The following is a 22,450-nucleotide window of genomic DNA, read 5'->3' as shown; positions in this document are numbered from 1 at the left end:
ATTCGACGACACGGCGGTCAGTAGGGGTCTGGCAATGGATCCATGACAGGCCGACAGTGCTCGAACGCTACAACAAAGCCCGGCGCCTCACGGCGACGGGCTTTGTTCACGTCCGAGGTATACGGGCGCATACGGGGTAGACGGCGAGGGCTGGGTAAGAGGCGAGGATGCAGACCCGGTCCCACATGAGAACCAACCGCTCGCGAAGATTAGGCGAGCTGCTGCGTTCCCGCCGCCTTTCCATACATCCGCAAGCGCTCGATTTCGGCTCGTACACGCGGCTCCCGGCTCGCGTCGGTCACCGCGTAACCCAGGAGGAAGCCGCCGAGGCGCTCGGCGTGAGCCGCGAGTGGTACTCGGTCTTGGAAAACGGCGGGATTCCGAGGCTTTCGTCGCGTCTGGCTCATCGGGTCGCCGAAGTTTTCGGCCTGGGAGGTATAGCGCGCGCCGGCGCGTTCGCGCGCGAAGATCTCGAAGCGCAAGTCACCGGCTCCCTGATCGAGTTGCAGCGCTTTGCAAGGGATCTCGGGTCGAGCTCGAGCTTCGCCGAATCGGCCGGAGGCGCGGTTGAAGCGCTGCGGCGGATTGCGCGGCCGGACTGCGGCGCCATCTATTCGCTCGTCGACGCCGACGGCCGAACCTCGGGCTATGCCGCCGGCCCCCGCGCTCCTCGCCATTGGAGCGACTTGAGCAACGAAGTGATGCTCGAGGCGCATCAGGCCTCGCTGCAAACGGGTGGCGCCGGCATCATCGAGCGCGTTCTTCTGCCGGACGAAGCCGAGGCCGAAGCCCGGGTCGTCAGCAGCTTCACGCAGCCCGATGGGCAGACCCGGTACGAGTTCGAGTGCTCCCTCGATCGCTGGCGGTCGTTCAACGGAGGATTGAAGGTTCGCAGCGCCCTCATCGTGCCGCTTTTCGAACGCGGAGCGTTTTCCGGCGTCCTAGCCTGCGGCTGGCTCGAACCGCGCAGCATTGCCGCAGGAGAGGTTGAGGTCGCTCGGCTGCTGAGCACGCTCGTCGATCTCGCGTCCGCGTGCGCCTAGCTCACCAGCCTGCCGGGCTGTGAACTGCCGCTTCACAGACAAGCCCTCAGCCGTGTGTTCTGCTGTGTGCCGGATATGCGCAATGCGACGGAGGCAATCGTTTTGCTGGGGCGCTGGAGCTCCGGCCAGCTCTACGTGCGCTACGCCAACGCCCGCTTCATCGAGCTGGCGCGCACGATCGGGATCGACGCCTTCGATCCGCAAGGGTTCTTCGCGACCCTCTCCGACGCCGATCAAGAAGAAGCATCGGCAGCCTTGGAGTGGGCTTTCACCGAGTCCGAATCGAGCTGCGTAACCGTCCGGACGGACGCTCCGCGCGGCGCGCGTTGGCTGCGGATCTCGCTGCACCCGTGGCCCGCCGACGAGATGCAGAACGTGCTCGTGGTCTTCGACGACGTTACCAAGCTCGAGGAGCGCGGCGGTATGGCCGACGTGCTCGCCGGCGCGGTCGAACAGGCGCAGAACGGCGTGTGCATCCTCGAACTGCCCGACGGCGATCCATTCCGGCGCTACGTGGTCTATGCGAACGATGCGATTTGCGAACTGATGCAGTTACCGCGCGAGCGCATTTTGAGCGAGGGAATAGCGCAGTGCGTCTTTACCGAGAACCCGGAGTTGCTCCAGCTGTGCATCGACCAGGTTTCGCGCGGCTCCCGCTTCGAGCACGATGTTCGCGCCCGGCGCGGCGACGGAACGCCGGTATGGGTTCACATGACGATCACACCGTTTTACGGCAAATCGGGCCGGGTGGAAAAATGGGTCGCGGTCTATCGAAACGTTGACGATCGAAAACGGATGGATGATCAGCTCACGCTGTTTCATTCGATCCTCTCGGAGACCTCGGATTTCATCGTGGTCGCCGATGCCACGCCGCCGGTCAAAGGCGGACCGGTCGTCACGTACGCCAACGCCGCGTTCGCCGCGTTGGTCGGACTCGACGTCGATCGCGTCGTGGGTAAGGGGCTCTTGTCGTTTCTCAGCCCGCGCAACGATGCCCAGGTCGTCGCAAACGTCGTTTCACGGTTGGAGCAGCATCGCTCGATTTCGCACGAGCTGCTGCTGCGCCGCCTGAACGACGGCAACGACCTGTGGATCGAGTTGACCGGACACCCGGTCCACGGAGAAGGCGTTCGTTTCGGCGCGTGGTTCTTCATCGGAAAAGACATCAGCGTGCGTAAGCAGGCTTATACCCAGACGGCGCAGCTGATGACGGCTCTGGACTTGGCCGAGGAGCCGATCGCCATTTACGGCGTGATCAGTCCGCTCGAATTGGAATTGCAGCACATGAACGAACGCGCAACGACGCTCGAATGCTCGTTGCTCGAAGGCCTGCTGCGCGACCCTTCGCAGCGCGTGCGAGTCGCAAGCGCGTGGCCGGTACTCGAGAACGGCAAGAGCGTGCACCGGCTGGTTCGCGGCGGCTGCGGTAACGGCCGGCGATGGGCAACGCTGGAGCTGCGGCCGATGAACGAGCGCAGCGAGCCGCTGGGCTCGATCATCGCGATCGAGCACGGGCTGCGCATGCCCCTAAACGAGGGATTCGCCGGCGTCGGGCTGGCCATCGCGCTCGGCCACGAGATCTTGCGCTATGCCGAGCTGCACGAACGGCGCGACGCGTTTCTCGAAGTCCTTCGGGAGGAATGGGACGCCAACGGAACGTTCAGCCGGACCGATCGCGGCACCGACGTCGCGTTACGGGTCAAAGAGCGTAACGGTTACGTGGTGATGCCGCGCGGCGTGCTGTTCGATCACGCGGTTGCGGTAGACTTCGCGTGGCCGGGAGTCATGCCGCCGCGCCGGCTGACCGCGCTACGCATTTTTCTCGAGACGCTCGCCCGCGCCGACTAACGCACAAGCGAACGTTCCGGAAAGTCCGGCGAAGAGAACCGAGCCCGAGATCACGTCGGGACTCCACCAGATGCCGTCCATGGTGAGCGCCAAAACCACCAGCATGACGGTCCAGTAGAGGGCCGGCATGCCGAAGGCAAAGACGTTCCAGCGCACCGGACCGGAATCGGGCGCGACGCGGAGCGCATCGCCGAGGACGCCGGCGCACAGGCTCGCCAAGACGACCGCGATAAATTGGCCGGCATAGTTCGAGAAGGCGGCCGCAACGAACAGGTTGCCGACGAGGAAGAGGACGGCCAGCGCTCCCGGCGCAAGGCGAATGCGCCGGGCGGCGTAGAGCGCGAAGCCCACCACCAACAGACTCTGCAGAATCACGGCGAGCAGACCGATGCCCTGCTTGTAATAGAGCAGCGCGAGCAGGGTGAGCGTATCGTGCGGGAAGCGCGACGGGTCTAGGGGCGCGTTCATATGCTCGGCCTCGCTCAGGAACACGAATTGCGTACCCCAGTGCAGCAGTTCCATCATCGATGCGAGCGCGAGCAGCATCGGCAGCTGACCGGCCAGCGTCGCCGGTTGGCGCTCGCGCACGAGGATCGAACGTACCGGGCCCGCGATGATCAGAAACACTCCCGCACCGATAAGCAAGTGCGTCGGGCTGGTCAACGCGTTGAAGCCCTGCTCGAATCCCCAGAGCGTATGCTTGATCATGTCGAGGATGCCGCCGACCAGGAACGTGATCAGTCCGGCATACGTGGCCTCGTATCCCTTCGGAAGCGCGTATCGCCAGGCGTAGCCTTGACGATGGAAGTGCGCCGCCGCAATTCCGACGAACACGAAGGCCGCGAGCAAGCCGGCGTAGAGCAAGCCGTGCGCGGGTTCGAAAAACGTTTCGACGGTCGAATGAAAATGATGATACGCGTCGATCATGATGCCGCCCGATGCCCAAAGGCTCGCGACGGTCATCGACCAATCGAAGAGCGTGCTCGGCGCGGGGCGTTGCTTCATGAGCGGGTGGATTCCGCACTGCGCACGAAGCGACCCCTTCACATGCGGCGATTGTGCGTGGTGCTCGCAGTCATCTTTTTGCTAGCGGGGTGCGAAGACGAGGTCGTCGGCACGCGCCTCGATCCGAGCGCGGCCGTCGTGATGCCTTCGCCGTGGCCTTCGGCCGCGGTCGCCGCGCCGAGCGCACCGCCGCGCATCCTTGCGTTTTGGACGAACGAAACCACGATCGCTCCGGGAACGGATTGGCGCGGACGCATCGCGACCACGACCAACGTCGCGAGCCTCGAGATCCGTACTGAATCATTCTCGTTCAACGCGACCCGCATCGGGTTCGGGCAGTTCGTCTTTCTGCAGCACGTGCTCGACATCGTGCCTCAGTACAAGCGTGCCTACACGTTGACCATCATCGCCCGCAACACCGCCGGCGTCGAAGACGTTCGATTGCTGCCGATCGCGCTGCACTAACGGCGCAGGCCGCGCAGGATCTTTCCCTCGGTGTTGAGATAGTAGGTCGACGCATCGAAGCGCGGCGAGTCGGCGAACATCAAATAGAGATACTTGAAGTTCTCGGAAAAGGCGTAGGCCGGAAAGTGATCGCCGGCAATCATCGGCCACGTTTGGATGTCGCGCAGATCGGTGTAACCGTTCGCGACGCGGCAGTTGGCGCGTAGCGCGGTGAAGTATTGATACGCGGTCCGGCGATAGTTCGCATCGCCGGTCAAGAACCAGAGATCAAAGGCCGCATTGGCATATTCGGGCCGCAGCCGGTAGGCCGGGTCGATGACGGCGAGGCTCGTGTAGTCGATGACCTCAGGGATCAGCGTGTAGCGGTCCAGTACGCCGGTCCAAGAGTCGTAGAACGCTTCGCCGATCGCGCGATCGCCGCCCTTGGCGACCAGCTCGGCGTAAAACGAGGCGAGCTCGGTGATCTGCGTGGTGCCCGCCGGCGCACCGGTCTGATAGTTCACCTGCCGGAACCAAAGGTTTCCGTCGACGTGCACGACTTTGTACCTGAGTAGCGCGTCGGTGAGCAAACGGTACCACGCGCGCGACTGTTCGATGCGCAGCATCTGCCAGCCGCCCCAGAGGTACTCGTAGAATGAGTCGGCCGGTTCGTCCGGCGCGACGTCGATGGGATCGGTGAAGACGCCCTGCTCGATGTCGAAGTGGGTCCCGAGCAGGTCGAGCTCGGAACGCTTGGCGATGACAGCCTCGCACGCGCGCATCGATGCACGCAGATACTTCGGATCGCCGGTCAGGCGCGAGAGATCGCCGAATTCCAGAATATTCGAGCCGATCTCCGCCAGATTGCTTTGCGGATCGCTCACCGCACCGGTGCGCAGGTTCGCAAAGCGGTACGGCGCCCCGGTCGGGGATTTCGTGAAGCAGACGAGGAGTCGATCGGCGAGGTCGCGCGCTCCCTCGAGCATGAAGCGCTCGCCGGTCGCGTAATAGCCGGCGAGCAATCCGGCCACCATGCGAATGACGGCCTCGAACGTTTGCACGTTCCCATCGACGTCGAAGTCGAGATGAGTTCGTAGCCAGGTTACGCAAGCTGCCAGCTCGGTATCGAGTTCCATCACGTAGAGCGTGTCGAGCGCCTCGATGATGGAAAGCCCGAAGGAGTGACCCGGAATGAAGAAGTTCGAGCCGGTCCCGCTGACCGGCTTGACCTCGTCGTAACCCCAGGCGAACTGCTTGTATCCGTTCCATGCGTGCGCGAACTCGTCGCGGACTTGCGCAGCGATCGTTTTGGGATCGGGCATCGGATCGACGTCGCCAAGCAGCGGGAGCGCAGCCATCGTGCTCGCGCCCGAGAGAAGAAATGCGCGACGCTTCACGCGGTTTGCGTCAACCCGCGCTGGTAGACGTTGAGCTGGACGTACGAAGCCGCGAGCAGCGGCGTCGAAAGCCCGAACTCGCGGGCCCGTCCGACCAGATCGCCCAGGATCTGATCGGCTTCGACTTTTGCTCCCGCTTGCAGATCGCGATACATCGAGGCCGTGAGCGGGGAGCCGGCGGCCGTGAATCGGGCGCGCATGTCGGCAACGAACGCGTCGGTCGGCGGATACCCTGCGGCGCGTGCAACCGAGGCGCATTCCTCCAAGGTCGCCTCGATCACCGGCGCGCCGCCGGCTGCGACGATCGCGCCGATCGATCCGCGCATGAGGCATGTACTCGCGCCGAGCGTGGCGATGATGACCCACTTCTCCCACATATCGCGCACGATGTGCTGCGAAGCGGACGCGGCGAAACCGGCGCCCTGCAGCGTTGCGTCGACTTGACGGATCCGCGTCGTGAGCTCGCCGGAAAGCTCGCCATAGGTGAGCGACTGCATGTCGGTGAGCTGCACGATCCGTCCCGACTCATCGAGCGTGCTGGACACGATGCAAACGCCGCCGAGCACGGCGCTCTTCCCGAACCGCGCGGTCAGCAGGTCGATGTGCCGCATGCCGTTGAGCGTGGGTACGATCGCCGTCTGCGGCCCGACCGCGGGCGCGAAGTCATTCATCGCGTCTTCGAGCGTGTAGGCTTTGACGCCGAGCAAAATTAGATCGAACGTGGAAGAGAGGGTTCCGGTTTGCGCGATTTGCGGCGCGAGCGTGAAATCGCCGCGCGGGCTTTTTATCTGCAGACCGTGTTCGCGCAGCGCCTGTGCGCGCGCCGGACGCACGAGAAAGGTGACGTCTCTCCCGGCGCGTGCCAGAAGGCCGCCGAAGAACCCGCCGGTCGCACCGGCGCCGACAACGAGAATGCGCATGCCGTTCTTCTTACTGCACGGCTATGCGCCCGCCTGCTGTCTTAAACGCGTGCTCATCCGATTGGCAGCGGACTCTCAACGTGATGGAGGCTCATTATCAAACTCTGGGCGTAGGCTGACTTCACCATGAAACTCCAAATCCCGATCATCGCCTGTCTGCTCGCCGCGCTGCCTGCCGCGGCGCTGGCCGATTCGCACGGTGACCGTTCTTATTCGCGTCCGGCGGCATCGGCTCGCAGTTATCAGTCGGCGTCGGCGCGCTCGTATAATCGCTCCGCCCCATCGCGCTCGTACCAACAGGCACCGCGTTACCAGCAACAAGCGGCGCGCTACTCGCAACAGCCGCGGTACTCGGAGCCGCGCTACTCGCAGCAGACACCGCGCTACTCGCAACAGCCGCGATACTCGCAGCAGTCGTCGCGCTATTACCAGCAACAGTCGTATCACCCGCCCGAGCGGACCGTGATGCCGCGCTATGTCGCACGCGTGGGCGGGCGCTCTCCGTGGCAGTGGAACGGAGGCCGCGAATGGGTGGCATCGCCGCGCTACTGGGGCGGCGGATTCTGGGGCGCCTTCTCGATTGGTCTGGCCTTCAACGACTACGGCAACTACGGCTACTACCCGGTTCAGGCGTACTCGCCGGGCGCCGACCTCCTTGCGCAGTACGGCCTCCAGCAGACCGACTGCGATCAGCCGAATCTCGTTCAAATATTCGGACCGGACGGCAGCGAGATTTGCGCCTACCCGAACGACGAAATCGGTCCGGGCCAATATCAAGTCGATATGTCGACCCTGACGCTAGTCTCGGACTAAGTGACGAGACGAGGTGGAAGCCCAAAGGGGCTTCCACCTCAGCTTTCATGAAGCGCGAACGCTTCAGTGGTCGACAGTTCTTCCCGGCTCCGATACGGAATGGCTTCGGCGCGGCAATGTTTGCATGAGAGCGCGCAGGCGCGCGTCATCTCCCAAACCACGAGGCAATTCTCCTCACGCTACACCGTAACTATCCGGCGCGCGTGAGAAGAATCGGTGAAGAGCGTGCTACAATTATCGCAGATGCGCTATCTGGTCATGCTTTTGCTTGCCGCCGCTCTCGTACCGGTACGCGGCGTCAACGGGAACGTCGTGACGTCGACGCTCGACCCCCGCGTTCGTATTCGAATCCCGCAAACCGCTCGCTTTGTGGGGTCGGATCGTTGGGTTCTCTTCGGCATCTCGAATTGCCAACTCTTCGTTTTCGTGCAAGCGAATTCACGAAAGGTGGTGCAGCGGCTCTACTGGGTGCAATTCGAAAGCTACCTTCCGTCGATGCCGAAGCTGCACCACGAATATCATTCAACCCGTCACGCGATGCTCGGCGGAATGGATTTCTACGTCGACACGTGGCTCGAGCGCGAGCGTGCCGGCGTCACTGTAGCGCCGGATCTGCAGGCGCTCGAAGCGTGGATTGCGTCCAAAGGATATGCGATACCGCGCGGGATCGATTCGGGCTCCGACGAGCAGCACGTCGACGCGCTGCTTCGCGCGCGCGGATACGCGCTGCCGCCGGCAATGATGTCCGTCCGTTTCGTACACACACTCGATGGCCAGCGCAAAGAACTTATGATCATTTATAGCGAAGACTCAACCACATCGACACGATGGCCGGCAGCCGAAAAGCGCTTGATCGAACGGGCCGAGGCGACCGTCGAAATCGAACCGTGAGTCACGAAACGGAAGAGAGTACTGCCATGTTGAGCAAGCGCAAACGCGAAGCATTTTACAGCAGGCGGCGGATCAGACGCATGCGACCGAAACCGCGGTAGGTCGCATCCTGACTGCCGGCGTTTCCTTCGATCTCGATCGATGTCGGGTCCACACAGCGTGGTAGGATCAAGAGCGGATGCGCCGGTTCGTCGGTCTCGCTCACGACCCGCCCATCGCGGATGCAGCGAATCGTAAAAGAGCGCGGATACGGCGGCGCTTGCCAAAAGGCAGGGATTTGATCGTCGAACTGAATAGCATCGACGTTCTGCCGGGGCGCGTTAAGGCGCACGACGAATTCATGCTGCTTCGGGTCAACGGTGACGGAGTAATCGGTCGCGTCGACCGAGTTGGCAGCTGCGAACGCGACAGGAAGCGTGAGCAACGCGCAGGCAGCCGCAGTGAAAAGGATTCTCGACCGAGTAACGCTCGGCACCCTGCACATGACAAGTAGCGCGATTAGCAGCGCCGTGTACGCGAGAAGCGGCGCGATCGGCGCCGCATAGGGTGCGATGCCACCCGGTTCGCCGTCGACCGGGAGCAATAACCCGAAGTGCACGTGTGCTATGAGGAACAGCGCCGCGTATGGAATCGAGGCTTGCCGGCTCTCCAGATACCAGAGCGGGTTAAAAATATAGGTCAGCGTGTTGCCGATATCGATTGCCGCAAGCGGTGCCGCCGGCAGCCATTCCCACCAGCGTTTAGCTTGATTCAGCCAAAAGCCCAAGCCGACCGCCAAGAACGGAAGCCCCGCGACCCAAAATCGCGCGGTCCAGGACTCGGATGCGTTCGACCACATGAAGGTGGCAAAGTACGTCCCGAACAGGATGAGCGAGTATTCGCACACGCGCTCGCGGCGAAGCGTTCCGAGTAGCAAACCGGCGAAGCCGACGAGGAGCAGCGGTGCGTACGCGACGGCGCCGTGCCGCACGCCGTAGAGCTGCATCCCGATACGTTCGAGAGCGATCGAGAGCGATGGCGCGTACGAGGGAAACGCCGACCCGGTGAGCGACCCGAAAAGCCGGTACTGCGATGCGGCAAAGATCGCCATGCCGGCGGCGTAGAGCGCGAGGAATTGCCAACGGATGGCGATCGCGGTCTTGTCGCGCCGCATTTGCACGAGGAGCACGAGAAAAAAGATCAGCGACAACGGCAGCGCGCGGACGTGGAGAAACGGCAATAGGACGATCGCCACGAGCGTGAGGTAGTACCTACGGCGCGTCAACCCGTAAAGCGCTGCCGCGACCGCCGTGAAGAGCAATACTTCGGGATAGATGAGCTGCAGATACGGCACGAACGGAAGCGAGAGCGCGATTGCGGCAAACGAAACGATAGCAGCCGCACTCGGTCCGCCTGTGCGGCGCGGAAACAGTGACCACAACAGAACGTAGAGGAGCGTGAGCCCGACGCATCCGACCGCAAAGTTGAGCCACCGCGCTCCCTCGAGACCCGCGACGCGGAGCGCCGCGCCGTAGATAACGCTGGCCGAGATGGTTTGCAATGGCCGTCCGCGGTGGTCCGATTGCAAAACGCCGCCGTTGCCGCATCCGCTCGAATCGGCAAACCGCTTCCAAACAGCCCGATCGGGGTAGAAGCTGCCGTTGGTGTAGAGCCCGACGCCTTGGAAGGCGTAGCGCGTTTCGTCACCGGCGCAGGGCAGCTTTCCAACGGCGAGATGGATGCCCGCCAAGACAACGAAAATCGCGACGGGCCAAAGTCTTCTAACACAATATAACATTGGCCCGTTCAGACGCACGCATAAAGAAGTATAAGGAATCTGCGCCAATTCCCGCTAAGGCGAAGCAATGAGATTTTCGATCGGACGTTACGTCTACGGCTCGGCGGTGATCGGTCTCGGAATCGTAGCCTTGGCATGGCACGACCTCAGCAATTGGGAGGCGATGAAGGCCCTTGCCGGGCTCCCCCTACGCGAGATTCTTTCAGACATCGTGGGCGCGCTCGAAGTTCTCGGCGGCCTCGCGGTTCTGTGGCCGAGAACGGTCCGAGCGGGCGCGTTCGTCCTTGGCCTGCTCTATTTCATCCTCGCCTTGCTGTGGGTGCCGTTCATCGTCGCGCATCCGCTGCTTTTCGACGGCTACGGCAACTTCTTCGAAGTGTTTGCGTTCGTTTCCGGCGCCATGCTCCTCACGGCGCGATGGGCGCGGATCGGATATTATTCGTTCGGTATTTCTGTTATCACGTTCGCACTCTATCAGCTCTTCTATCTCTCGTATACGGCCAGTCTGGTTCCGACCTGGGTTCCGCCGAGCCAAATGTTCTGGTCGGTCGCGACCACGATTGCGTTTGCGCTGGCCGCAGTCGCCCTGCTCACCGGTTTGTGGGCGTTGCTCGCGGCTCGACTGAACACGGTCATGCTCCTGAGTTTCGGCTTGCTGGTCTGGGTGCCGAGGCTTTTCGCCGATCCGCATCGTTTCTCGAATTGGACCGAAGCGTTCGAAACGCTCGGGATCGCCGGATCCGCCTGGATCGCGGCAAATTATCTCGCCCGCAGAGCGCGTGCCGGCGGCGATGGGTGAGGCGACGCTCATCGTGAGAAAGCGGTGAGCGTACCGTTATAGTCCGCGCAGTAGACCGTATCGCCGGCCACGACCGGAATTTCCCAGTGGATCAGGCCGATCGCCGTGCTGCTCCAGAGCTGCCGGCCCGTTTGCGCATCGAGCGCCAAGAGTTGGTTGCTCGTCGCCAGGAATAGCACGCCGTCACCGACGATGGGGGAGGCGCCCTCTCTTCCCAGGTCGAGCGCGGTATGCCAGGCGGCGACCAGACGGCTGACGCGGTTCTTCGTGACGAGACGGTACGCGTGCACGCCGTCGGTGATCCCGATGAAGACGTAGGTCGTGCCGGCGCCGTCCGTCCACACGCCGGGAATCGAGAAGAGCAGGTGATCCAGGCCGATCGACTGCAGCGGCAGATACGTTCCGCTCAGATGCGCCCGATCGAAAAGGCGTAAGACCGAATCCTTGCCGCCCTGTACGGCCATCAGCGGCGTTGCGCTATTTGGTTGACGCGGCAGCATCGCGGGTGATGAGCTTCCGACGTCCAAGTCGTCGGCCTCCAGCTCGTCGTGATTCGGCGGCGTCAGATATCCGATCAATGTGGCCGCATCGTCGTTCAGCGAGAGGATCGAATCGCCGTAGTCGCCGGCGGAAGCGTCGAACGGGCCGTTGCCGGTGGCGACGTAGATACGTCCGTGCATCGAGGCGTCGGGGTCGACCACGACGCCGGCCCGCGACCACATCCCCGCGCGCTGTCCCGCGCAAGTTTGCGGTTCGATCAACTCGTGATGCGAACTGCAAAGCACGTTGAAGACGTGCTTGCTGCCGTCGCTCAGACGAATCGCCACCACGTGGCCGACGTACGGCGTCGCATCGCCGACGTACCCGGACGTCTGCGCGTAGAGATAGCCGTTGGCCACGCGCAGCGGCGATGCGTTCTTTTCGGTCTGTGGCGCGAGCGTGATCTGCTCGGGAAATCCGCCCTCGCGTACTTCCCGTCCGTTCCCGGGATCGAGGCGGTGCACCATGCCGTCGACGCCCGGCACATACAGCGCGTGCGTTGCCGGATCGTAGGCGGGGACCGACGTCGTGATCTTCGGGCCGTGCGTCGCAAACCGCCAAAGGATTCGGCCGTTAGCGGTGTCGACCGCGTAGGTCGTGCCGTCCGTCGCGGTGATGTAGAGCGTCGTTCCCACAACGAGCGGGGCCGTGTCGGCGACCGCGCCGAGCTTGACCTGCCATCGAACGCGCAAGCCCGCGACGTTGCTCGGCGTGATCGTGGCGCCCATCGTCGCGACCGCGAGGATGAGGGGCAAGAAGCTGCGCATACGGCGGTTATTCGTAGTGGCCGCGCATACGCCCGCGGGCATTCGGTGTTTCACGTCCTGTGATCGATCGTTTCCATCCGCTGGTGAGCGACTGGTTCGCCTGGCGCTATGGCAAGCCGACCGAGCCGCAGGTTCACGGCTGGCCCGCGATTCACGCGGGAAAGGACGTGCTGATCTCGGCTCCGACGGGCTCCGGGAAAACGCTCGCCGCATTCTCCATCTGCTTGGACGATCTCGTGAGCCGGGCGGCGGCGAACGAGCTTCCCGATCGAACGCTCGTCGTCTACGTCTCTCCGCTCAAAGCGCTCACGAACGACGTGCGCAAAAATCTCGAGATTCCGCTCGGCGAGATCGTCGATTTGGCACGGCAGCGAGGCTCGACGCTTGCCGAGATCCGCACGGCCGTTCGGACGGGCGATACGACCGCTGCTGAACGGCAACGCATGCTCAAGAAGCGGCCGCACGTTCTGGTTACAACCCCTGAGTCACTCTTCATTCTGTTGACAGCCGAGAAGTCGCGAGCCCTTTTCACCGGTGTCACGACCGTCATCGTCGACGAGATCCACGCGATGGCGCGCGACAAGCGCGGGTCTCATCTGGCGTTGACGCTCGTGCGTCTCGACCGCATCGTCGAGGGCGCCGGAGGCAAGAAGCCGCAGCGGATCGGGTTGTCGGCAACCGTGCGTCCGTTGGAGGACGTTGCGCGGTTCTTGAGCCCGGATGCGCAGGTGATCGACGTCGGGAGCCGGCGTGAAATGACGATTGCCGTCGAGGTACCGCGCGACGAACTCGGCCCGGTTGCGAGCAGCGAGATGTGGGGCGAGATCTACGATCGTATCGCCGACTTGATACGCGCCAATCGGACGACGCTGGTATTTGTCGGCACGAGGCGCATGAGCGAGCGCGTCACCTTTGCCCTGACCGAGCGCCTCGGTGAAGGCGTGGTGCTGCCGCACCACGGAAGTCTTTCGCGCGAGAAGCGGTTTGAGGCAGAGGATCGGCTCAAGCAGGGCGAGCTTCGGGCCGTGGTCGCCACCGCCTCACTCGAACTCGGTATCGACATCGGGTCGATCGATTTGGTCGTGCAGCTCGGCTCGCCGCGGTCGATTTCCGTGGCGCTTCAGCGCATCGGCCGATCGGGTCACTGGATCGGGGCGCGTCCGCACGGCAGGCTGTTTCCCGCGACGCGCGACGAGTTGCTCGAGTGCGCGGCGCTGGTGCGCGCGATACGCACGGGTGCGATGGATGCGATAACGATTCCCACGTCACCGCTCGATATTCTCGCGCAGCAGATCGTCGCCGCTTGCGCGAGCGAAGAGTGGGACGTGGCGGAGTTATACCAGACCGTTCGAACGGCGTACCCGTATCGAGCGCTCGCGCGCAAGGATTTCGACGACGTCATCGACATGCTCGCGGACGGTGTTGCGACCTCGCGCGGACGCAGCGGAGCGTTCCTGCACTTCGATCGCGTCAACGGCCGGCTGCGCGGGCGGCGCGGCGCTCGCATCGCCGCGATCACATCGGGCGGCGCTATTCCGGAGACGGCAAACTACAACGTGGTCGTCGAGCCGGACGGGCATATCGTCGGGACGCTGGACGAAGATTTTGCGATCGAGAGTTTGGCCGGCGACATCTTCATGCTGGGAACCACGTCGTGGCGAATCCGCCGCATCGAACCGGGAGTCGTGCGGGTCGAAGACGCAAGCGGTGCGCCGCCGACCGTGCCTTTTTGGAATGGCGAAGGCCTCGGCCGCACGATCGAACTCTCGCGTGAAGTCGCGGCGGTTCGCTCGGCGATCGACGAACGCGACGACGCGGCAGCACGGGAATTTTTGATCGGCGGCTGCGGGCTCGACGCGGCGGGAGCGGATCAGGCGATCGCGTACGTGCGCGCCGGAAAGGCGATTCTCGGCGTCGTGCCAACCGACCGGACGATCGTCGCCGAACGATTTTTCGACGAGGGGGGCGGGATGCAGCTCATCCTGCACACGCCGTTCGGCGCCCGTATCAATCGCGCGTGGGGCTTGGCGCTGCGCAAGCGCTTTTGCCGTTCGTTCAATTTGGAACTCCAAGCCGCAGCGACCGACAACGGTATCGTGCTCTCGCTCACCGACCAGCACGCGTTTCCGCTCGAGGTCATCTTCGAGTACGTGAAGTCGGCGAGCGTCGAATACGTGCTCACGCAAGCGTTGTTGCCGGCGCCCATGTTTGCCGCACGCTGGCGTTGGAACGCAACGCGCGCGCTTGCGATCCTGCGGATGCGAGGCGGTCGAAAAGTCCCTCCGCAATTACAACGGATGCGGGCCGATGATTTGGTGGCGGCCGTTTTCCCGGATCAAGCGGCGTGCGCCGAGAATCTCAGCGGACCGATTCGTATTCCCGATCACGTGCTGGTGCGTGAAACGATCGACAACTGTCTGCACGAGGCGATGGACCTGGACGGTCTGCTGGAGATCCTGCGCAGCCTCGAAGCGGGCGCGATACGCACGGTCGCCATCGATACGCCGGAGCCTTCTCCGTTCTGCCACGAAATTTTGAACGCGAATCCGTTTGCCTATCTCGACGATGCCCCGCTCGAAGAACGCCGCGCCCGTGCCGTGCAGCTGCGGCGCACCATCCGTGACGACGTCGGCGGCGCCGGGATTTTGAGCGCCGAGGCGATCGCCGAGGTCGCCGAGGAGTCTTGGCCGGTCGTGCGCGATGCCGACGAATTGCACGACGCCTTGGCGACGCTCGTGGTGCTGCCTGTAGTGCCGCAATGGGCCGCGTGGTACGACGAACTCGTCGCGCAGCGGCGCGCGACGACGATACGCTCGCGCTCGGGCGCGTTCTGGACGAGCGCCGAGCGATTGGATTTTGCACGCGCCGCATACCCCGGCGCGACGTTGGAACCGCACATTAGTGCGGCCACGCACGGTGAAGTGCCGCAGACGCGTGAGGCCGCCGTAGCCGAGATCCTGCGCGGCTGGCTCGAGTCGGGCGGCCCGGCGACGAACCTCGAACTGGCCGAACGCTTCGGCATCGAGGTTGCGACGATCGACGCCGCGTTGATCCGGCTCGAAACGCAGGGCCAGCTCCTGCGGGGCCATTTCCGCGGCGGAGAAGCGGAAGAATGGTGTAACCGCCGCGTGCTCGCGCGAATCCATCGCCGTACGATCGGCACGCTGCGGCGCGAGATCGAGCCCGTTTCCTCGATCCAGTACGTTCGCTTCTTGCATCGATGGCAGCACGTCGCGCCCGGCTCTCGCCTCCACGGCATCGATGGAACGCTCGCGGTCATTCGGCAGCTGGAAGGCTACGAAATTCCCGCTGCGGCATGGGAGGCGCAGATTCTGCCCTCCCGTATTGCCGGATACCGTCGCGAGTATCTGGATCAGTTGTGCTATTCCGGTGAGGTGATGTGGGGACGGCTCTCAGCGCATCCCGCACTCGAACCGAACGACGAACGAAGCCGCCGCGTACGACCGACCAAGCTCGCACCGATTTCGGTCTTTACCCGCGAAAACGCCGAAGCGTTGATCGCACGCGGTGAGTACCGTACCGCCGGCCTTTCGCATGCGGCCCTCGACGTGCTTGCTGAAATACGCCGCCGCGGTGCGCCGTTTTTCAGCGATATCGTTCGCGGCTCGAAGCGTCTGGCCAGCGAGGTCGAGGATGCACTCTGGCAGCTGGTCGCGGCCGGGCTCGTAACCGCGGATGGTTTCGATGCGCTCCGTTCGCTGATCGATGCGAAGCGCCGTCTGGGTGAAAAGGGTCTGCGCGCTCGTCCGCGGTCGTCGAGCGGACGGTGGACGCTGCTCGATTCGGCGACCGCAGGGATCGATCCCGAGTGGTTCGCGCGACGGCTACTCGAGCGATGGGGTGTGCTCTTCCGCGATGTAGTTGCGCGTGAAACGCTAGCGCCCCGCTGGCGCGACCTTCTCGTCGCACTGCGCCGTATGGAAGCGCGCGGTGAGATTCGCGGCGGCCGTTTCGTCCACGGATTCGTGGGCGAGCAGTTTGCGCTTCCGGAAGCAATCGATGCGCTTCGCGCATCTCGCCGAAGCGGCGACGACGCCGAGTTGATGGTGGTCAGCGCGTACGATCCGCTTCACCTCACCGGTATCATTCTTCCGGGCTCGCGAAGCCCGGTCGCCGCATCCGCCGAGATCAGTGCCTAAGAGATCAGTGCCTAAGAGCGATGGCGGCGTCGAGGGCGGAGAATAGTACGCCGAGCGAATAGACCGCACAGGCCACCAGCACCACCGAATTGAGGCCGAAGCGATCGGCCGCAACGCCCGCTGCGACCGGACCGATCAATTGCCCGATGCCGACCGCGACGGTGACCGCGGCGATCGCCACCGCTGCCGTGGATGGTGTACTGCGGGCGCGCGCGAACGCCGTTGCGGCAGCCGGCGTCGCGGTCAGACCCAGACCCACGAGGAATGCGCTCGGAACGGCGGCCCCCGGCGCGAGGGACGCCAGCGCGCATCCGGTAGCGCCGGCAAGTGCGGCAAAGATCATGGCGCCGCGTCCGATCGGACGGTGCAGAATGCGTCCGATCGACATCGTACCGATGACGCTTGCGATCCCGTACAAGCCCCACAGGAACTCGATCGTCGCTTGGCCGCCGCGAACGCCGAGCCGCCCATCGATCGATGCGACGATGAACGTCGCGTAGGCGATGTACGCAAAGCCGAACGAAAAATACGCGAGGCTCAGAAATCCGAACTGCCGCAGTGACAGCGATCGGTGCGCAGCGACCGGTGTCGTGGGCGCGCTCGCGGGCAATCGGCGGGCCGCAGCGCCGTAACCGATGCCGATCAGTGCCGTCACCACGCCGGTACCGAACGAAGCGATACGCCAATCGAGTCCGCGAAGGAGCCAATCGGCGCCGAACGCCGAGAGAACCATTCCGATGCCGATGCCGCCCCACATGACCGCACTTGCACCGCCGCGTTTTGACGCCTCGACGGATTCGAGCGTTTGAACTGCCGCGGCGACGAGGCAGACGCCGCTGGCAAATCCGAAGAGCGTGCGTGCCGCGCCGAAGACGAGCGAATCACCGGCGAATCCCGAGACGACGAGCGCCGCACCGGCGATGACGCCGCTCCATAGCACCGCCTGGCGTATGTGCCGGATCACCAGCGGCGCGATCAGCGCACCGGCTAGATAGCCACCCAGACTCGCCGCGTTGATCGTTCCGTAGAGCGTGTAATCGCCGTGAAGCGCCGTCCGGATCGCAGGCAGCGCAAGGCCGTATCCGAGTCGAGCGACCCCGATCTGCAACGCGAACACCGCGCTCGACCAGAAGACGAGCACGCGGGGTCCCCCACGGAGCGACACTAGCTCGCTCGTTCCGATCGTGCGGGTACGGCGCGTACATCGTCACCGAGCGCAACCCGCGAGCATTCCGCGCAATACAACGCCGCCGTCAATTCGTGCCCGCATGCGGAGTGCGTCACACCGCTCGAATCGGGGCCCTTCGTGAATCGCTTCCCCCACGTGCGCAGGGCTATCACGACCGGCGCAAGCGCACGGCCTTTCATCGTTAGCGCATAGTCGTAGCGCACCGGGTGCTGCTGATAGGCGCGCTTCTTGAGGACACCCTCGGCGACGAGCTTCTTGAGGCGCGCGGCCAAAATGTTATCGGCGATCCCCGTCGCCTTGAATTCATCGAAGCGGCGCGCGCCGAGCAACGCATCGCGGACAATGAGCAGCGTCCACCACTCCCCGACGATTTCGAGCGAGCGAGCGATGGGACACGGGATCTGTGCCGAGAGATTGGCGTGTTGCATCGAATTTCAGTGTAGCTACTTGCATCACGCAAGTCAACGCAGTATAGTCACTTGCATGATGCTAGACACGTTCGGAGCCGTTACCGCCGGCGCCTCGCTCGCCGCGATCGTAGCCGCAACCATCGGCAATCGTCCTGCCCCTCTCTGGAATCGCGCCGTGTTCGCGGCGGTGGCCGGCGGGTGGATCGGGCTGATCGCAGCCCTCACCGCGAACGGCGACGCAAAAGACTTCCGGGTCTTCGTCGCGCTGTTTGCCGCAAGTCTGATCGCTGCACCGTTTGTATGGCGCGGCGTAGCGTCGCGGACATTCGTTGCGCTCAACGTCATCCGCATTCTCGGTGTAGAGTTCGTGCTGCTTGCCTTTGCCGGAGCACTCGGCGGCCCGTTTCCATATTTCGCCGGCATCGGCGATATGGTTGCCGGTGCGTTCGCTCTTCCGGTCGCGTTGAGCATGAGAGGGGAGAACGCGAATGACCCGCGCGTGCTGGCGTGGAACGCGTGGGGGCTGCTCGACCTCTTGGTTGCGGTAGCGCTCGGCGTTACGTCCGCCAACGGGTTTCCGCTGCAGGTGTTCCACGCCGGTGCCGGCTCCGCAGCGATCTCGGCGCTACCGTGGTCGCTGATCCCGTTAGCTCTGGTCCCGACGTTCATGATCGGTCACATCATGATCTTTGTTCGAGCGGCTTCTGCGCAGCGTACGATCGCTATGGCACGCTGATCATCGCGGACTGGACCCTTGACATGCGGGCCGAGACGCGGCTATCATTACTCTTAAAGAATTAGTTGCAACCCAAAACAGAGGATTGTGTATGCTCCGCCGTGTTCTCGCACTGTGCGCCGTCTTTCTCGTTGTCTTCGTCGCGAGGACTGTCGTGGATGCGCAGGTAGCTCTCACTCCATCGCCCGACGGTCATCAGACCGTGCCGGTATTTGTCAACGGACGAGGACCGTATCCATTCATTCTCGATACCGGCGCCGACGGTTCTGCCGTTTATCAATGGTTCGCCCGCTTTGCGAAATTGAAAACGGTCGCGGGCGCAGCCGGGAGTCTATCGGGACAGACGGGTACGGCAGACGTTCCCCTCTACAAGATCGACGACTTGGCGATGAGCGATCGTCACATCGAGCACGTCACGGTATACGGCCTTCCCGACCGGCACGACGCCGGGCGCGAAGCGGGCGTGCTCGGCACGGACTATATGGACGGTGCGATCATTGCGTTCGATTTTCCGTGCGGCAAAGTCGACGTCTACGCCAAGCCGGTCGAGTCCGCTCGAGCCGTGGGCGATGACGGCGCGCCGGTATCCGCGGCAACCGTAAACGGCAGCGGTCTGCTCTCGATCCCGATTTCGGTCAATGGCTACGCCGGAACGGCGGTGATCGATACGGGATCGCGCGATACCCGCATGACGCCGGCCTTTGCGCGAGCCGCTGGAATTGACACGCGCTCAGCGGACTTTCACAACGGCGCCGCAATCTACGGTGCGAATTCGAACCGCATGACGCCGCGAGTTGGCCCGATCGGCACGGTTCGTTTCGCGAACGTCAGCGTTCGCGACGCTCGCGCGGAGGTAATCGATCTGCCCGTTCTTCGCCGAGATTTCGGCAGCCGGCCCGCGATGCTGCTAGGAAGCGATCTTTTAGGCAAATTTCGACTCGTATACGATCATCAGGCACGTCGTATCTGGATCCGTGCTTCAGCGTGCGCTGCCGATCCGCGATAAGCACCCGGCGACCGGCATCGCGACGAAGACGCATCGTTGTTGTTATCCAAGCCGATGCCAAAGGTGCATTGTGGCGTAGGCGCGCCACGGCCGCCAGGCTTCGCCTGCCATGAGCACTCGCTTGGGATCGTTCTCGTGTAACGCTTTTCGCAAGCCGAGATCGCTGTGCGGAAAGGCATCGGGCCAACCGACGGCGCGCATCACGATGTATTGCGCCGTCCACTCGCCAATGCCGGGGATCGCCTGCAGCGCACGAAGAGTCGCAGGCACGTCGGAACGCGGATGCAGGTCGAGCTCGCCGCGCGCGATGGCACGAGCGAGCGAGACGATCGTCCGCGCACGCGCGCCGATGATTCCGAGCGCGGCGATCCGATCCGGATTAACGTCGGCGACGTCCCTCGCGCGAGGAAAGAGCGTCGACACGCCGGCGAACGGCGTCGCGATCTGCGTGCCGAAGGCCTCGGCGAAGCGCCCGGCAATCGTGCGCGCGCCCTTGACCGAGATTTGTTGTCCGATCACCGCGCGCACGGCGACCTCGAAGCCGTCGAATGCGCCGGGCACGCGCAATCCCGGACGCCGCGCCGCGATCGGACCGAGCACCGCGGCGATCTCTTGCGGATCGGCGGCGAGATCCATGACGTGCTCGACACGCGCCAACACGGATGAGATCACGCTGAGCAACGAACCCGACACGAGCACGCGCAGCGCCGGTGCGCCCTCGGCAAAGCTTACTTCGATCCAGCCTGAAGAGACTGCCCTTCCGCGCTCGACGCGCAACGCGCGCCGGTAAACACCCTCGCCGACTTCCTCCACGCCGCAAATCGTACGCGCGCCTAGGAACGCGAGGAGCGACGGCCAGTCGTACGGCGGTCGAAAGGCGAGTGTGAACGCCATTGCGTCGAATTGCGAATCGAGAGAGGTGGTTTGCGCACGCGCGCGCAGATTTGCGGGATTGAGCCGGTACCGCTGCTTGAAGAGCGCGTTGAAGCGCCGCAAACTTCCGAAGCCGCTGGCGTACGCGACCTGCGTTACGCTGAGCTGCGTGTCGGTCAACAAGCGTTTCGCGAGCAGCAGCCGGTGCGTCTGAGCATAGGCGATCGGCGAGACGCCGAAGCGCGCGTTGAACGCGCGCCGCAGGTGACGATCGGTCGTCCGCAGCGCGGCGGCCAGATCGGCAAGACTGCCGCCTTCGAGGGCGCCGTCGCCGATTGCGCTCGCCGCTGCCTGCGCCAGCCGCGAACCCGCGTCGACGCTCGAGCTCCCCGGTGCAAGTTCAGGCCGGCATCGCAGACACGGACGGTGACCGCGAGCCTCGGCCGCCGCCGCGTTCGTGTAGAATTCGCAGTTCTCGCGCTTGGGTGTCTTGACCGTGCAAATCGGACGGCAGTAGACGCGCGTGGTCCGCACGGCGACGAAAAAGCGCCCGTCGAAACGCAGATCGCGTGCGCGCAGCGCGGCGTAGCATGCCGCGGAGTCGAGCATCACGGCAGGATGTGCCCGCGGTCCGCGGAGAGCGTCAGTCCGTTCGCGCCGTTCGCTGCGCCTACTGCGCGGGCGGCACGCGGATATCCGAGCCGCGTCGCCGGCTCACCATAACTCACCGTACGGCCGCTTGGGATGCGCCGGAGCAGCCGTACTGCACGTTCAGCAGATCGCGCATGCGTGCTTCGTGATCCACCCAGTCGAGTGCGCGCAGGCGGCCGTTGTCGTCGGTCACGATGATCAGCGGTCCGATTGGGCTTGGCACATGCGCGCTGCTGAAGACGAGCTCGCGCGTTGCGTTCATGCGACCTTGGTGCCCCGAAACTCGACTTCGAGTCGCCAGGTCTTTCCGTCGGTCTCGAGTGCCTCGCCCGACCACCGAAACGAGCGTTCCGTGATCTCGCTGAAGTTCCATCGAACCGGCGTCCCGTCCGCGTGGCGTCCGATCTGCACGATGCGCTCGCGATCGCCACGCGCCGTCAACTCGGTTCGCGCCCCGCTCACCGGATTGATCCACGTCACGCGCCACCCGCCGATCTGCGCATCCCAAACGCACAGCGTCGTGCCGTAGCGGTTTCCCGCTTTCGGTGTACCCGCCCTCCGCTGCGAGCGCCGTGGAATGGCCCACACGAGCTGCACCGCGAGCGACCAGCGCCTCGACGAAGCCGGCCGTCTCCCGCACCGTTGTCGTCATCATATTCTCCTTGAAACACGCAATGCTGCTTTCGATGATCGTAACGCCTTGCGTGTGCGCAGGCTCGCCGTTTTCGGACCCCATCCTCTAAGGCACGCTCCGGAGCGCTGACCCCGAACGCTGAGTTCAAGAGGGAGTACGTCAGTGCGGCGAATGCGGGTGGCTCGTGCCCGGCGTCAGTGACTAGGGATTCGTTTTGGGTGCTGGAGCCGCCAGCATCGCATCGATCTTCGCCATTCTAGTCTTGCTAATGCCCGCTTGGCGGAAAATGGCGTCAAGCGCTGCGTAATCCGACGGTGCGCCCGCCGCAGCAAAGCCTTTCAGGTGCATCTGAAGGGCCCCCATCGCCAGCAAATCAAGAACAGAAACATCATGAAAATGATATGCCTGCTGGAGCTTCAATGCGTTCGCCTGTAATGCAGCCGCGTATTTTGCACGCTCCTTAGGATCCTGAATCTGATCCGGAGGCAAGTTGCAGGTAACAGACCCGTGGGGCGGTAGCACGCAAATAGTCGCCACATCTGCGGGG

At 63.8% G+C, this 22,450-nt stretch carries 20 protein-coding genes and 1 pseudogene; 9 read left to right on the top strand and 12 right to left on the bottom strand.

Going from position 1 to position 22,450, the window contains the following annotated elements; all coding sequences use genetic code 11:
* The first annotated feature begins 185 nt into the window (after positions 1–185).
* Positions 186–1,043, top strand: coding sequence for a helix-turn-helix domain-containing protein (locus VMF11_15275; protein HTU71662.1), 858 nt, complete (start codon positions 186–188; stop codon positions 1,041–1,043).
* Between the two features lie 54 nt (positions 1,044–1,097).
* Positions 1,098–2,891: a PAS domain-containing protein gene (locus VMF11_15270; protein HTU71661.1), complete on the top strand. Its 1,794-nt coding sequence runs from the start codon at positions 1,098–1,100 to the stop codon at positions 2,889–2,891.
* On the opposite strand, the gene VMF11_15265 is transcribed toward VMF11_15270, so the two are convergent.
* The gene (locus tag VMF11_15265) at positions 2,853–3,896 is read right to left on the bottom strand and encodes a hypothetical protein (GenBank protein ID HTU71660.1); all 1,044 of its coding nucleotides are present in this window, start codon (positions 3,894–3,896) and stop codon (positions 2,853–2,855) included. The two genes, VMF11_15270 and VMF11_15265, sit on opposite strands and share 39 nt — an antisense overlap.
* A 42-nt stretch (positions 3,897–3,938) precedes the next feature.
* Between VMF11_15265 and VMF11_15260 the strand changes: the two genes are divergently transcribed.
* Positions 3,939–4,361 carry a hypothetical protein gene (locus VMF11_15260; GenBank protein HTU71659.1) on the top strand — a complete coding sequence of 141 codons (423 nt, stop codon included), beginning with the start codon at positions 3,939–3,941 and terminating at the stop codon, positions 4,359–4,361.
* Here the strand turns inward: VMF11_15260 and VMF11_15255 are convergent.
* Together VMF11_15255 and panE are read right to left on the bottom strand one after the other, a co-directional pair.
* On the bottom strand, positions 4,358–5,737 hold the full coding sequence (locus tag VMF11_15255; GenBank protein HTU71658.1) for a glycoside hydrolase family 47 protein: 1,380 nt from the start codon (positions 5,735–5,737) through the stop codon (positions 4,358–4,360). The two genes, VMF11_15260 and VMF11_15255, sit on opposite strands and share 4 nt — an antisense overlap.
* Positions 5,734–6,657 (bottom strand): 2-dehydropantoate 2-reductase, encoded by a 924-nt coding sequence (gene panE, locus VMF11_15250; GenBank protein HTU71657.1) that lies wholly within the window; start codon positions 6,655–6,657, stop codon positions 5,734–5,736. Before panE ends, VMF11_15255 begins: the two co-directional genes overlap by 4 nt.
* A 126-nt stretch (positions 6,658–6,783) precedes the next feature.
* On the opposite strand from panE, the gene VMF11_15245 reads away from it, so the two are divergent.
* Entirely contained in the window at positions 6,784–7,470 is a 687-nt protein-coding gene (locus VMF11_15245) for a hypothetical protein (protein HTU71656.1), read from the top strand.
* A gap of 216 nt (positions 7,471–7,686) precedes the next feature.
* The gene (locus VMF11_15240) at positions 7,687–8,361 is read left to right on the top strand and encodes a hypothetical protein (GenBank protein HTU71655.1); all 675 of its coding nucleotides are present in this window, start codon (positions 7,687–7,689) and stop codon (positions 8,359–8,361) included.
* Between the two features lie 55 nt (positions 8,362–8,416).
* Here VMF11_15240 and VMF11_15235 read toward each other — a convergent pair whose 3' ends face one another.
* Positions 8,417–10,090: a hypothetical protein gene (locus tag VMF11_15235; protein ID HTU71654.1), complete on the bottom strand. Its 1,674-nt coding sequence runs from the start codon at positions 10,088–10,090 to the stop codon at positions 8,417–8,419.
* Between the two features lie 115 nt (positions 10,091–10,205).
* Between VMF11_15235 and VMF11_15230 the strand changes: the two genes are divergently transcribed.
* Positions 10,206–10,937 (top strand): hypothetical protein, encoded by a 732-nt coding sequence (locus VMF11_15230; protein ID HTU71653.1) that lies wholly within the window; start codon positions 10,206–10,208, stop codon positions 10,935–10,937.
* An 8-nt stretch (positions 10,938–10,945) separates the two neighbouring features.
* Here the strand turns inward: VMF11_15230 and VMF11_15225 are convergent, their stop codons facing one another.
* Positions 10,946–12,244 (bottom strand): PQQ-binding-like beta-propeller repeat protein, encoded by a 1,299-nt coding sequence (locus VMF11_15225; GenBank protein ID HTU71652.1) that lies wholly within the window; start codon positions 12,242–12,244, stop codon positions 10,946–10,948.
* 59 nt (positions 12,245–12,303) lie between these two features.
* Between VMF11_15225 and VMF11_15220 the strand changes: the two genes are divergently transcribed.
* Positions 12,304–16,404, top strand: coding sequence for a DEAD/DEAH box helicase (locus VMF11_15220; GenBank protein HTU71651.1), 4,101 nt, complete (start codon positions 12,304–12,306; stop codon positions 16,402–16,404).
* A gap of 4 nt (positions 16,405–16,408) precedes the next feature.
* Here VMF11_15220 and VMF11_15215 read toward each other — a convergent pair whose 3' ends face one another.
* Positions 16,409–17,569, bottom strand: a complete 1,161-nt coding sequence (locus VMF11_15215; GenBank protein ID HTU71650.1) for a YbfB/YjiJ family MFS transporter — start codon at positions 17,567–17,569, stop codon at positions 16,409–16,411.
* Positions 17,569–18,021: a helix-turn-helix domain-containing protein gene (locus tag VMF11_15210; protein ID HTU71649.1), complete on the bottom strand. Its 453-nt coding sequence runs from the start codon at positions 18,019–18,021 to the stop codon at positions 17,569–17,571. The genes VMF11_15215 and VMF11_15210 overlap by 1 nt, the downstream gene beginning before the upstream one ends.
* A 55-nt stretch (positions 18,022–18,076) precedes the next feature.
* On the opposite strand from VMF11_15210, the gene VMF11_15205 reads away from it, so the two are divergent.
* Both VMF11_15205 and VMF11_15200 read left to right on the top strand, forming a co-directional pair.
* Positions 18,077–18,739 carry a hypothetical protein gene (locus VMF11_15205; GenBank protein HTU71648.1) on the top strand — a complete coding sequence of 221 codons (663 nt, stop codon included), beginning with the start codon at positions 18,077–18,079 and terminating at the stop codon, positions 18,737–18,739.
* 91 nt (positions 18,740–18,830) lie between these two features.
* Positions 18,831–19,745 (top strand): retroviral-like aspartic protease family protein, encoded by a 915-nt coding sequence (locus VMF11_15200; GenBank protein HTU71647.1) that lies wholly within the window; start codon positions 18,831–18,833, stop codon positions 19,743–19,745.
* A gap of 42 nt (positions 19,746–19,787) precedes the next feature.
* Here the strand turns inward: VMF11_15200 and VMF11_15195 are convergent, their stop codons facing one another.
* The 5 genes and pseudogenes from VMF11_15195 to VMF11_15175 form a co-directional block, all read right to left on the bottom strand.
* Positions 19,788–21,227, bottom strand: a complete 1,440-nt coding sequence (locus tag VMF11_15195) for an AlkA N-terminal domain-containing protein (protein HTU71646.1) — start codon at positions 21,225–21,227, stop codon at positions 19,788–19,790.
* A gap of 53 nt (positions 21,228–21,280) precedes the next feature.
* Positions 21,281–21,373 (bottom strand): annotated as a pseudogene (locus tag VMF11_15190) (MGMT family protein).
* The gene (locus VMF11_15185) at positions 21,343–21,531 is read right to left on the bottom strand and encodes a hypothetical protein (protein HTU71645.1); all 189 of its coding nucleotides are present in this window, start codon (positions 21,529–21,531) and stop codon (positions 21,343–21,345) included. The pseudogene VMF11_15190 and the gene VMF11_15185 overlap by 31 nt, the downstream one beginning before the upstream one ends.
* Entirely contained in the window at positions 21,528–21,866 is a 339-nt protein-coding gene (locus VMF11_15180) for a hypothetical protein (GenBank protein HTU71644.1), read from the bottom strand. Before VMF11_15180 ends, VMF11_15185 begins: the two co-directional genes overlap by 4 nt.
* A 238-nt stretch (positions 21,867–22,104) precedes the next feature.
* Positions 22,105–22,450, bottom strand: a 346-nt coding sequence (locus tag VMF11_15175) for a hypothetical protein (protein ID HTU71643.1), incomplete at its 5' end; no start/stop codon positions are given.

Source organism: Candidatus Baltobacteraceae bacterium (assembly GCA_035502855.1).
In the GTDB taxonomy this organism is placed as follows: Bacteria; Vulcanimicrobiota; Vulcanimicrobiia; order Vulcanimicrobiales; family Vulcanimicrobiaceae; genus Aquilonibacter.
This window is presented reverse-complemented; position numbering and strand designations above follow the sequence as displayed.